This window comes from Polyangium sp. y55x31, assembly GCF_029946505.1.
Taxonomy (GTDB): Bacteria; Myxococcota_A; Polyangia; order Polyangiales; family Polyangiaceae; genus Polyangium.
This window is the reverse complement of sequence record NZ_JARZHG010000022.1, coordinates 172,958-185,056: the sequence shown is the minus strand read 5'-3', so window position 1 is coordinate 185,056 and position 12,099 is coordinate 172,958. Positions and strand designations below refer to the sequence as shown.

The window sequence follows — 12,099 nt, the reverse complement described above, 5'->3', positions numbered from 1 at the left end:
CGCCGGCGCCGCCCTGGCCGCCCGCGCCGCCCGTGCCGCCGCCCTCGCCACCGACGCCGCCCGTGCCGCCTGCGCCGCCCGTGCCGCCGCCGGCGCCACCTTGTCCGCCCGAGCCACTGCTGCTGGACGTCGTATCACCCGTCTTCTCGTCGTCGCCGCAACCGGTCATGCCGACCAGCGCGACCACGGCGAGCAACGAGCTGAAACCCAGGGCGAAAACCGAGCTTGTTCGCGAATTCTTCATGCAAGCGCTCCTCGACGTCCCAACACGAGGCAAGGAAGGTAAAGCGACCTCTGCCGCGACGTCCGCTAGGGCGGATGTTACGATGTGTTAACGGACGTGGCAAGCGGCCTCTGCGTCAAGTTTACGCGTTGCGTTCGTGTGATCTGGCCCGCGGAACGCTCGTCAGCCTCCTCCACCCTTGCGTCGCAGGGCGATTCCCACGCCGAGCATGCACATGAGCGCGGCCCAGCCGATCATGTCGTCATCCGAGCCGCCGACCTCACATCCCGCGCATCCGCCGCTGCTCGGCGGTTTGGGCGACGTCGGCAGCGCGTCGACCGGCTTCGTATCGGTGGGACCCGTATCGGTGGGACCCGTATCGGCGGGCGTGGGGGTCGCGCCGGCGTCCTCGGGTTCTTCGGGGGCAGGGGGCGTATTCGGCGTATCGTCGGGCGGCTCGGGGACGTCGGGCAAGGCCGGGAGGGCCTGGCCTTCCTTGAGGATACGATATCGCGGCGGAGCCCCGTTCATGTAGCTCGCCTCGTACGGCGCGGGGACGGCGCTCGCGGGCACTTTCTTGGCGGCCTCGATGCGCGCGGCCTCGTGTTTCCGCGACGCCGGGTCGGTGCAGGTCAATCGTTTTTCGCACGTGGTGCCCGGAGTCCCAGCGCAATCGGCCTGGGTTCGACACGTGCCGTGGGCGACGGGCATCACGTAGCGGTGCATGTGCCGCTGCTCGATGCAGAACGAGAGCTCTTCACACTTGCCCGTGGAGCACGCCTCGCCCACGTTATCGCAGCGGTCGTTCAGCCAGCACGTGCCCTTGTCCGGCCCGTCCGACTCCCAGTGCAGGCCCTTCGGGCAGGGCGTGGGCGGAGGCGCCTCGCAATAGGACGTCGAGTGGCGGACCCTCGGTACGTACCCGGCCGGGCAATCCGCGCGCAGCGGCGGGACGCAATAAGGACCGTTATGGCTCAGGTGCTTCTCGGTGCCTCTCGGACACGTGATAGGCATGTCGTGGACGACGTCGGCAATGGCCGCGGTGGTCCACGAAGCTGCGCTGAAGGCAAGGGCAAGAGCTATCGCGAGGGGGCGGCGCATCGGTATCGTTTCCGTCCTGAAATGGGGGTGGTAGGCCATGATCCGCCCGGCCGCGAGCCGCGTCAAGGTGTCGATCGGAAGGAGGACGCGACTGCGGCGATGATCTCGTCCGCGCAGCGTATCCCGAGCGAGTGCCCCGCGCCTTCGACGAAATGGGGGACGCAGCTCGGCAGCCGCGCGGCGAGCGCGTGACCGACTTCGACGGGGACGTTGCCATCACGCGTGCCATGCCACAACACGACCGGCGCGATCACGTCTTCCACGGCGAACCCCCAGGGGCTTGCGAGCACGCGGAAGTCGTCCGCGCCGCCGCGTGGCCCCGGCCGCGCCGCCTCCGTCGCCCCCTGGAACCCCGCCACCTGGAGCCGTCGGTTCGTGAGGAGCTCCGCGTCCGGAGAGGTTTTTTTGATCATTCGCCGCGTGCTCTCGATCCATTTGTCGAATCCGCGCTCCCCGAGGTAAGGCGCCATCATTCGACCCATCATCACCCGCAAGAGGCGCGGCGAGCGGACCGCGAGCCAGAACAATGGGCGATTCAAACCTCGGACGAGGCGCGCTTTTTGGTACCAGGGCTCGGCCATGGGGCCGGGGGAGGCGAGGAGGACGGTGAGCGTCACCCGATTGCGCAGGCCGTGCGCCACGGAAAGGGCGTGCGGACCACCTCCGGACTCGCCGAGGACGGCGAATCGATCCACGCCGAGGTGATCCACGAGGGCCCCGACATCGGAGGCCCAGTCGACGAGGACGCGATCGGGCTTGAAATCGCTCTTCCCGAGGCCCGGACGGTCGGGGCAGATCAGCCGGATGCCTTGCGCGCGCGCCACCTCGTCGTAGAGAAGCCCGGCGACGCCCGACAGCGGGCTCCCCGGCATGTAGACGCAAGGGCGCCCGGCTGGCTCGCCGTATTCGTACCAGGCGAGGCGACGGCCATCGGGCAGCGTCATCGTGGAGACGGGCGGAATGGCGTAACGTTCGGTCATCGTCGTCCTCGGGGCCAGCGGATGCCTAAAGACATCTCATTCGCCCGTGATGTCAAGCATTCCTTCGGCATCCAAAGGGGATCATGCTCGAGCACTTTCCGTCACGGCTACCTTCCTTCCGGCGCGTAAAACCGCTCGCCGTGGTGCTCCTCGGCGTCTCTTCGCTCGCGTGCGCGCCTCTCCTGCCCTCCCGGACGTTTCATGCGCCCGGCGCCCCTTCCGGCCGTATCTCCGCGACGCTCGTGCCTGCGCCGGGCGTGCGCGCGGGTGGGCCCCATCTCGTTACGTTCGGCCTCCCATTGCCGCCGGAATCGCTGACGCGCGCGGATCTCTCGACCGTGCGTATCCTCCGGGAAGGCGTCGAGATTCCCGCGCACGTCGACGTGCTCACCCCGTATCGGCACATCACCGATCCCGATCGCTCCGGGCGCTGGGTCCGCGTCGCGCGGATCCAGCTCACGCATACCTTCCAGACGAGCCCCCCGGCGCCCGAGTCCGTCGTCGTCGAATGGGGCACCGCAGAGTGCACGCGTGACGTGCCCGACCTCGTCGATCCGCGGCGGGGATTTCATTCCGTCACGGAAGGCAGCTTCGCGCCCGAGGATCTCGTGACCGAGCCCGAGGTTTACGTCGTCCTGCCGAAGTCGCTCCTCTCGCAAGGGGCCTTGCGCACGCCGTTCGTGCCGCTCGACGATCGCGTCGGCGAGGAAATGGATCCCCCGGCGCTCCTCTACGGCCAGCGCCTGCCGTGGCCGCTCGTCTACGACTTTGCACAGAAAAACTATTTTTACGGCCTCCTGAACGAACCGGTGGGGGACAATCCCTACCGGACGAACCTCGACAACAACGGCGAGGCATGGCTCTACGACCGCGCGTCGGCGATGTTCGTCCTGTACCTCCGGGGCGGGTCGGCGCGCGTGCTGCGCGAGGCCGTGCGCGCGTCGGTCTTTTACGAGCGGCTCCTCGTCCTCGCGCGGCAACATCGGGGTGATCCCTCGGCGAATGCGCGGCATCAGGCGGCCTTCTTTTCGTGGCGCAAGCCGAGGCCCGATCCGAAAGACGCGGCCAAGGAGCCCACCTGGGATCCGAAATACTCGTACGTGGAGTGCCTCGCCCTCATGCATTGGCTGACGGGGGACGAGCGCATCCTCGATAAACTCGACGCCGTGGTCGCGGCCTTCGCGGACGTGCCCTCGCGCTGGTCACCCGCGTATTTACCGGTTCGCAAGAGCACGGGCGAGCGTATGCGCGAGGCGTGGACGGAGAGGCACGTGGCGTTCAAGCTGCTCGCCGCGACGATCGCCTTCGAGCTTCGGGGGCGGGAGGAGGACCGCGCGCGGGTCGTTCGTATCGTGGAGGATTTGCTCTGGCATCAGGATCAGAGCCGCCCCGGTGGTCTCTTCGCGCGGGTCGGGAAGGTCGTGGACGGCGGGCTTTACCATTTCGGCACGCAACACGATCCGGACGAGGCCGGCGAGGAGCTCGTCGCTTCTCCCTGGATGTCCGCGCTCCTCGTCGACGCCATGGTGCGCGTTCATTCGTCCTGGGAGGACCCGCGCATTGCGCGGTTCATCGTGCGCATGGGAAACATGCTCGCTGCGGCCTCGAAGGTGCGAGCGCAGCCGGACGGCGCGCGGCGCGCCACGCCCGATTACCTCATTCGCCCCGACGGCTCCACGCACACCGATCACGACGGCGCCGCGCACGCGGCGGACGTGATGGGAGCGCTCGCCTGGGCCGACGCATTCGCGCGCCTGCTCGGCGAGCCGGAACCCCGGTTTCGTCGTGTGGTTCTGGGTTCGCCGGGGCTTTACGAGACGTTCGCGGGCGAGCTTTTCCAGAGCCCGGACGACTGGATGCTGCGGCCCTATCGGCGATATGCGTGGATGTTCCGGACTTCAGCGGCGTTTTCGTATGCGCTGGGGGCGCGGTGAGGGGACGTCTCCCCTCTCAGTTGCCTGGTTCGCTCGGGGCGCCTTCGCCTTTTTTCCCCGCTGCATTGCGCTTCGCCAGGCGCCTTCCGCGTGCCTTTTCGGCGGCATCGACCACCGGCTTCCGGATCTGCTCGACGTGCGCCTCGTTCACCTTCGTCCGCGTGAGCGCGCCGAGCACGAGCTCGACGGTATCCACCCACGCGCGCATGCGTCGCCGCACCTCGGAAGGCGTGACATCTTCCTTCGCCGCTGCCGCCGCGGTCACCGACTTCTTTTGCTCCACCGCCCCGAGCGCCGTGCCGACCGCGCCGATTTGCTTGACGAGATCGAGCGCCGAGACACCGTCGAGAATGGGCACCTGGGCGAGCACCGCGGCGAGCTCCGTCTCTGCGAGCTTCACCATTTGCGCGGCGTTGCCCGCCTCGCTCTCGTAGGAGGCCTTGACGATATCGAGCCCGCGAGGCTGGAGCTTCTCCAGGGCGACGTCGATCGCGTCGGCGAGCGCGACGTTCGGCGGGTTTTGGCCGAGCAGCGCCTCCCGCGCGCTCCTCATTCCGAAGTGCAGCGCGCGCTGGAGGTGATCGTGGCGCGTATCCAGCGTGTCGGCCTGGTCGGAGAGCGTGCGCAGGGGAGTCTCCGCAGAGCTGCCCCCGCGCGCGCCGACGAGGGCGGCGTGGTCCTCCTGGACACGAGGCAGGAAGGGCACGAGCTCCGGGATGGCCAGGAACACCGGTTTCCCATCGCCCGTCCACTGTTCCGTGATGGTGATCATCTCACCGATCGTGAGTTCATGAAGAAAACGCATGGCGGTTACGGTAGCCGGATACGAAGGGTGCACACAACGGCAAGGTGATGCTCGGGAGCGGGTTGGAGAGCGGTGGAGGACTGGAAGGTGCTGCCGGGGAGCGGGTTCGGGAGCGGTGGAGGAGCGGAAGGTGCTGCCGGGGAGCGGGTTCGGGAGCGGTGGAGGACTGGAAGGTGCTGCTGGGGAGCGGGTTGGAGGGCGGTGGAGGACTGGAAGGTGCTGCCGGGGAGCGGGTTCGGGAGCGGTGGAGGACGGGAAGGTGCTGCCGGGGAGCGGGTTGGAGAGCGGTGGAGGACGGGAAGGTGCTCCCGGGGAGCGGTTCGGGAGCGGTAGAGGACGGGAAGGTGCTGCCGGGGAGCGGGTTCGGGAGCGGTAGAGGACGGGAAGGTGCTTCCGGCGCTCATCCGTCTCGAAGAACAGGACGTCGTGACGCTGGTCCAGATCCGAACGGGAGACCCGATGGCGGAGATTCTCCGCGCGAGGGCGTCACTCACGTCGAGCTGCGGGTTCCCGTGTGAGCCGCCTCGTGAGGTTCCGCAGCATCGCCTTCGGCTATCGGGTCGAGCTGCGAGGACGAGCGCTCGGAACGCTCCGGCGCGTTCGCGAGGAAGACGGACAGTGCTGCTGGGCATGCGAACCGCTGGAAGGCGCGCCGGTCCCGGAAGGACCTGAGCGGCTGCGCGATGCGGCCCGCATCTTGATCTCCATGGCCAAAGGCGCCGTCCGATGAGCAGGCCCGCGGGCTCGTACCTGCGCGAGCTCGCCGATCGGTAGGTTCGTCCTGTAGCAGACGGGCGTTGACAGCCGCTTCCAGGCGAGGTACGCAAGGTCATCCTCCATGAAAGAGGATGCGATCGGGGGAACCCGGTCGATGACACTGAACCAGAGACCGCTGGGGCCATGAAAGCCCCGGAGGGAAGAACCATGTCGAAAGACTCGAAGCATGGGCCGCGGGCTATGCCGGAGCAGTCGGGCGGACCTGGGGTGCCCCATGCGTTAGCTGAGCTCAACGGAGAGCTTGGAAGCATGAGGGCCCTCGCGGACGTCGCGAACGCCGGCGCTCGACTGACTGCCTCCCAGAAGGCGCTCATAGAGGCTGCTCAAGCGGTTGCCCCTCTCGCTCGACTGACTGCCTCCCAAAGGGCGCTCATAGAGGCTGCGCAAGCGGCTGCCCCTCTCGCTCGACTGACTGCCCCCCAGAAGGCGGTCATCGAGGCGGCTGCTCAAGCGGCTGCCCCTCCGATGGAGGCCATTAAAGCCGCTCGAGTGAATGCCCCTCTGAAGGAGGCCAAAGCCGCTCGAGCGACTGCCCCGCCTGATGTAATTATTGCCGCCGCTCGAGTCCCGAAGACGGTCATCGAGGCTGCTCAAGTGGCTGCCCCTCCGCAGGCGGCTACCGTAACCATTCAAGCGGCTGGCGACCCAATCTCTTCACCACCTCCGTCCCCCACGAACCCGTGGGAAACGAAGTTAGCGCGCGCTCGCGCGTTGAGTGCAGAGCTCTCCGCGGCGACGGACACGCTAAACGCAGCGATCCGTGACTCCGAGCAGGCGCTCGCCGCCCTCAACCTCGGTGTAACAGCCTCGGTGGACCTCTATCCGGAGGAAACCAGCGAGGAGGTATGGATGCAATACCTTCGCTTTGGGAAAGACGCGACAGGGTGGCGTCTGCTTCTTGAAAGTGGCTACGAGTTTGATTCCGGGTCCTGGAGCGTATCTCCCCTCCTCAACGCCAGCAAGGAGGTCCGGCTCAAGGCGGTGGAGAAGTTCCCCGCATTGCTGGACAAACTGATCGAGACGGCCGAGGAGCACCTTGAGCTAGTGAAGAAACGCGTTGCTGAGGCGACGACCTTCACCAAGAAGATCAAGGGCGCAAAGTAATGGCCTCCGCCATCACCTTTCCGGGTGTCTCTCGGACGCCTTGGTACTCGCGCGAGTTCGCACCCGCGCTTCTCACCTTTGTCGCGAGCGTCGTCACCATTCTGGTGGCCCTGCTGAACGCGAGCGCGTCGCGCTGGTTTGGTCTGATGGTTGTCGCGGGCCTCGTGTCCGCCGCGGTGTCGGCCATCAAAATCGCGCAGGCCCGCCACAAAGACGACAAGCAGAGCGCGCTGGAATCACCATCTGATCTGGCCGGTTTCCTCCTCACGCTATACCATGTGGTGAAGAAGCAGCGGCAAATCGGCGATACCGAAGCCGACCTTAAAAGGCTGCGGCTCACGATCTACAACGTGGACGGCGAATACCTGAAGCAGTGCGTGGATTACGTCGGCGGCAACGGAGGCACCAAGACGCTGCATAAGTTGTCATTGCGCACTGGTGTTGTAGGCCGGGCAGCGATGACTGGGAAGGCGGTCGTTGCGCAGCGCATGAGCCACGACCACGCCGACTTCATCCATGAACTCATCGAGCGTTACCACTTCACCCGCGAAGAGGCGGAGCAGGTGGACCACGAGCGCAGGGCGTGGATGGCTGTGCCGATCCTTGGTGCCAACCAGAATCCGCTTGCTGTCGTGTATCTGGACTCGGTGGATCCCGGCTTCTTCAACAAGCAGACCCAGGACATCATCGCTGGCGGCTGTGCAGGGCTGGCGCAGTACATGAGGCTCCGGCACAACCGGAACTAAACACGCCCCCCGCGCCGACGAGCCCGGGGAGTTGCGTGAGCCACCGGACGATATAAACGCCGGCGCTGGCGGCGCCCACCGTTACACGTCAGGCGCCGTCCGCCCCCCTTGCCCTGGACGCTCGCCTGGCCGCATATGCCGCTGGCCTGGCCTCCCACGTCGCCTCCTGGCGCACGCATCTGCGGCTTCCTCGACTTGATTTACTCGTGCAGACGCCGGGCCTAGCCCACGGAGCGCGGCGCACTGGCGCTGGCCTGGTACTGCCCTTGACGCACGCGCCAGGCGATGGTTGGCTAAATTCCCCGGGAGGCCCATATGAGCAATATCGAGCGTTTCGACAAGTATGCGTTCGAGAACAGCGCGCTGACTATCGGAAAGACTCATACGTGGCGCGAAGATGCGGTAATGGAGGCGCTTGGGTACACCAACAAGGAAGCCTTCCGCAAGATCGTGCGTAGGGCGATGCAGGCGTGCCTGTCGCTCGAAATCGAGCCCGTATCTGACTTTGTCCCTGAGCGCGATGGCTCGTACAGGTTCACGCGTTTTGCCTGCTACCTCATCGCGATGAATGGCGACCCTCAGAAGCCTCTCGTCGCCACCGCTCAGGTCTACTTTGCGTCGCTCGCCAACTCTATCCATGACAGCGCGTCGCAGGCTGAAAATGTCGAGCGAGTCGTGATTCGGGATAAGATGACCGACAGCATTAGGTCGTTGTCAAATACGGCGGACGAGCACGGCGTAACCAGCTACGCCTACTTCATGAATGCGGGGTACCGCGGAATGTACAACATGAACCTGCGAGACTTGGAGCACCTCAAGGGCATTCGCCCCAGCGAAAAGCTGCTGGATCGGATGGGGCGCACCGAACTCGCGGCCAATCTGTTCCGCATCACGCAAACCGAAGACAAAATTGTGCAGAAGGACGTTCGCGGGCAGCGGGCCCTGGAGGAAACGGCATTCGATGTTGGAAGAACGGTTAGAGATACGATGATCAAGATCGGAGGGACTCCACCGGAAGATCTGCCGATGGCGGCTCCGATCAAAGAAGTTGTCAAGGACCTCCGTAAGACGGGCAAGACGATGAAAGAGCTCAGCCATCCTGCCCGCGCGGAAGAGCTTCTTCTTCGTGCGTTCGCGGAGGTCGACATGTCGAACGAGGACCCCGGTTACACCAAGGATCCGGAGGAAGATGAGGCGGACAGCTGTTACGACGACGAGGACGGTGAGTAGCACGCCCTGATGAGGCACTGCGACACTGAAGACTTCTGGGACTGAGTAAGATGACAGGTGGAGGGTACCCGTCATGAGCAACTGGCTGAACCTCTTTGAAAGCATGTACGACGACCAAGGTCAGCCGGCGCCGTTTACACGTGCGGAACTCGAACCCCTCGAGGATCTCTGGGAGCAGCGGGCGGCGCTGTTCTTCACGCCGACTTCCGAGATTCCGGAGCGATTCGTGGGCAGCGGCGAACTTCAAGTAAGTCTGCCCATCGTTACGCCGTCCTACGGTGAGTTCGAGCAGATTTCAGGTTACAGAGATACGAGGATGTGGGTCGACTTGCTGCAGCGAGCGACCGGCAAGATTCGATGGCGACCGATGGATCCGGTTACCATTGCCGTCGTGCGAAAAGATGTCTGCTCTCCCGGAAGATATGCGACCACCGGCGCAAAGGCCCTCACCGATGCGTATAAGGTATCGTCGACGGGACGTCGGGATGGACATCGCGTGCACTATTTCGGCGCCATTGTTGACGACGCTCCGCGTAACATTGGGTCATTTTCTTTCACGTGTGTCCAGGTGCAGTCGCGCGCGGAAGTGGGAGTCGACATCAAGATCAAGACCTGGGAGCCGCAAGACGGCACGGAGTGTAGAGAAGTCCTTCCCAATGGGAGCGTCAGCACGAGCAGATGATGCCAGGTGCGGCCCAACAAGGGCTTGCTGACCGACGCGTGGGTGCGCTGCGCGCTCGCACGCGCGGCAGAAGCCCCAGTTAGACGCCAAGGAGACATCATGACCGTCAAGCGTATGGACAACGTCGGCATCGTGGTGGAAGACCTCGATGCCGCCATTGCGTTCTTCACCGAACTCGGCCTTATCCTCGAAGGCCGCATGCCCATCGAAGGCGAATGGGCCGGCCGCGTCACCGGAGTGCGCGGCCAGCGCGTCGAGATCGCCATGATGCGCACCCCCGACGGCCACAGCCGCCTCGAGCTCTCGCGCTTCGACGCCCCCGCCATCGCGTCCGATCACCGCACAGCCCCCGTGAACTCGTTGGGATACCTGCGCGTCATGTTCGCCGTCGAGGACCTCGACGACACCCTCGCCCGGCTCAGCAAGCTCGGTGCGACGGTGGTCGATGAAGTCGTCAATTACGGAGACATCTATCGGCTCTGCTACATCCGGGGTCCCGAAGGAATCCTCATCGGGCTCGCCCAACAGCTCGGGCAGCAGGCCTCCCGAGAGAATCCCATGGAACGTGAGCGTTGACGGGACCTGGGTGGAGGTGAAGATGTCGTGTCCCCTCATGCTGGAGATGGTCGATTCTCCATTGGACGCGATCATTGACGCATTGCAAGGCGCGGGGATTCGCGTGGAGCGACCACCGCAGTGGCAGAGCGACGCACGCGAAGCAGAGCTCATCTGCCGTCGTGGCAGGGCCAGCTTTGCACTGTCGATGCGCAGAGGGCAGGGCCAGCATCCTTTGTCGATTACATTCACTGCGGACCTGTCCAAGTGGCGTTGGTGGAACTTCCCGGTGATGTGGCTTCTTGGGATCCCATTCACGGGGCAAGAGATCCGGCTCCAGACGGATGCGTATCGAGTGCTTCGCGGCTTGGGAGCAGCGCGCATCGGTGGCGGTGATGTCCTTTTTTTGGAGGACGAACACGCCGCCCAACCTCAGCCTACAGCGGACGACGCTCCACGCCGCCACTGATGCTGAAATCGTTGCGCGCACGGAGGTGACGGAAAGGTCTCCGCGCGGGAACCGACGCGCCGTGCGCAGTGTCGTTCGCCGCGCGATGGCCCCCTTGCTGCGTTCTCTCTCCCTTTTGTGCTGCACAGCGGTCACGTTTTCTGCCTGCGTGCGGCCCGTTGTCACGCATACCGCTCCGCCCGTGGTCGTGCTGCCCACCGTACCGCCTTTGCTCAACGTCACCGCCGAGCCCCCTGCCCCACAGCCCGCGCAGTCCGCACCTCCCCGTGGAACGTACTGGGTGCGGCGGCTCACCCGCGGGATCAACATCGCGTCGGGCGTGGGCCAAGAGCGCGCGTACTCGGGCGAGGTCGTATGCGTGCCCGCGACGATCGATCGCAAGGCGGACGAGATCACGTTCACGCTGGGTCCATTTTCGTTTCAGCTGCACGAGATGGGCGAGCACTGGACGCTGCAGTGGCCCACGCTCACGCCCGCGTCGCCCGCGTTCTCGCATCGCGGGAACACACAGCAGGAGATCGATCGGCTCGATGGGAGCAGCGACGAGGTGGTGCTCACAACGGTGGGCGCGCTGTTCCGTGAACGCGAAGCGTGCGCGCACAGCACGCGCTTCACGCTGCGCTGCGTGGGAGACGAGTGCGAGGAGATCGCGCCCACCGAGCGACCATTTCTGCTCCCCGCGTGCGAGCAGGAGATGGCCGAGGCGGAGCGCATGCGCGCGCGGGTGACCGACGTTCCCGACGCGGCGCTCGCGCGCACGCTCACACGCGCAGACGCGCTGATCGCGCACGGCGGGACGCTGTGGGAGTACGTGACCAACGAAGCGGAGTGCCGCACGCTCACGGCGACGCCGCGCAAGGGCAACGGCCAAGGCGTGAAGCTCTCGCAGCGTTACACCACGCGAGACGGGCGGCGCGTGGAGCGCGACACCGAGTTCGAGTCGGTGATGCCGTCCGCACGGCAAGCGATGCCCTATAGCGACTTCAGCTCGGTGACGTTTGCCGACGGCAGCCGGAGCCAGGGCTCGAGCGGGAGGACGATTCCGTCTCCGCCCGTGACGCTCTACTTCGGCGACCAGTTCATGCTCATCGACAATCGCGAGCTCTACCTCACCGCGGCGAGCTGCCGCGCGCGACAAGCCCAAGGCAGCGCGCCCGCGCTCCCGGCACCGTTCACCCGCGACGCGCAATAAGCGCGCCCCGCCTCCGCTTTCCCGCAGCCCACCAGAACCGTCGCGAGGGCACAGCAGGCGTTGGTCTCCAGCAGCGGAGGCGGAGGCGGGAGCGGGAGCGGGAGCGGGAGCGGGAGCGGAGGCGGAGGCGGAGGCGGGAGCGGGAGCGGGAGCGGGAGCGGGAGCGGGAGCGGGAGCGGGAGCGGGAGCGGGAGCGGGAGCGGATTCAGGGGATCCCGCTCGGGGACTTTGATCGTACCGTCGTGCTCGCGCTCTTCAAGGCCAAGCCGTGCTCGCCGTGCTCGCAGCACTGCGTGCTGCT

General features: G+C 65.7%; 12 protein-coding genes. 8 read left to right on the top strand and 4 right to left on the bottom strand.

Features of this window, described 5'->3' with window-relative positions:
- The 3 genes from QHF84_RS31490 to QHF84_RS31480 form a co-directional block, all read right to left on the bottom strand.
- Positions 1-244, bottom strand: a 244-nt coding sequence (locus tag QHF84_RS31490) for a hypothetical protein (protein ID WP_281317179.1), incomplete at its 3' end; no start/stop codon positions are given.
- Between the two features lie 162 nt (positions 245-406).
- Positions 407-1,237 carry a hypothetical protein gene (locus QHF84_RS31485; RefSeq protein ID WP_281317178.1) on the bottom strand — a complete coding sequence of 277 codons (831 nt, stop codon included), beginning with the start codon at positions 1,235-1,237 and terminating at the stop codon, positions 407-409.
- A 149-nt stretch (positions 1,238-1,386) separates the two neighbouring features.
- Complete coding sequence (locus QHF84_RS31480; RefSeq protein ID WP_281317177.1) at positions 1,387-2,304, bottom strand: alpha/beta hydrolase; 918 nt, start codon at positions 2,302-2,304, stop codon at positions 1,387-1,389.
- An 83-nt stretch (positions 2,305-2,387) separates the two neighbouring features.
- Here QHF84_RS31480 and QHF84_RS31475 point away from each other — a divergent pair, with 83 nt between their 5' ends.
- On the top strand, positions 2,388-4,238 hold the full coding sequence (locus tag QHF84_RS31475) for a hypothetical protein (RefSeq protein ID WP_281317176.1): 1,851 nt from the start codon (positions 2,388-2,390) through the stop codon (positions 4,236-4,238).
- 16 nt (positions 4,239-4,254) lie between these two features.
- On the opposite strand, the gene QHF84_RS31470 is transcribed toward QHF84_RS31475, so the two are convergent.
- Positions 4,255-5,043, bottom strand: coding sequence for a hypothetical protein (locus QHF84_RS31470; protein ID WP_281317175.1), 789 nt, complete (start codon positions 5,041-5,043; stop codon positions 4,255-4,257).
- 924 nt (positions 5,044-5,967) lie between these two features.
- Between QHF84_RS31470 and QHF84_RS31465 the strand changes: the two genes are divergently transcribed.
- From QHF84_RS31465 to QHF84_RS31435, 7 genes are all read left to right on the top strand, one after another.
- Positions 5,968-6,924 (top strand): hypothetical protein, encoded by a 957-nt coding sequence (locus QHF84_RS31465; RefSeq protein ID WP_281317174.1) that lies wholly within the window; start codon positions 5,968-5,970, stop codon positions 6,922-6,924.
- Positions 6,924-7,670: a hypothetical protein gene (locus tag QHF84_RS31460; protein ID WP_281317173.1), complete on the top strand. Its 747-nt coding sequence runs from the start codon at positions 6,924-6,926 to the stop codon at positions 7,668-7,670. Before QHF84_RS31465 ends, QHF84_RS31460 begins: the two co-directional genes overlap by 1 nt.
- A 315-nt stretch (positions 7,671-7,985) precedes the next feature.
- Positions 7,986-8,900, top strand: a complete 915-nt coding sequence (locus QHF84_RS31455) for a BRO family protein (protein ID WP_281317172.1) — start codon at positions 7,986-7,988, stop codon at positions 8,898-8,900.
- A 73-nt stretch (positions 8,901-8,973) separates the two neighbouring features.
- Complete coding sequence (locus QHF84_RS31450) at positions 8,974-9,582, top strand: hypothetical protein (RefSeq protein ID WP_281317171.1); 609 nt, start codon at positions 8,974-8,976, stop codon at positions 9,580-9,582.
- Between the two features lie 99 nt (positions 9,583-9,681).
- Positions 9,682-10,158 carry a VOC family protein gene (locus QHF84_RS31445; RefSeq protein WP_281317170.1) on the top strand — a complete coding sequence of 159 codons (477 nt, stop codon included), beginning with the start codon at positions 9,682-9,684 and terminating at the stop codon, positions 10,156-10,158.
- A gap of 37 nt (positions 10,159-10,195) precedes the next feature.
- On the top strand, positions 10,196-10,606 hold the full coding sequence (locus QHF84_RS31440) for a hypothetical protein (RefSeq protein WP_281317169.1): 411 nt from the start codon (positions 10,196-10,198) through the stop codon (positions 10,604-10,606).
- Positions 10,607-10,787: 181 nt separating this feature from the next.
- Positions 10,788-11,798 carry a hypothetical protein gene (locus QHF84_RS31435; protein WP_281317168.1) on the top strand — a complete coding sequence of 337 codons (1,011 nt, stop codon included), beginning with the start codon at positions 10,788-10,790 and terminating at the stop codon, positions 11,796-11,798.
- The last annotated feature ends 301 nt before the right edge of the window (positions 11,799-12,099 follow it).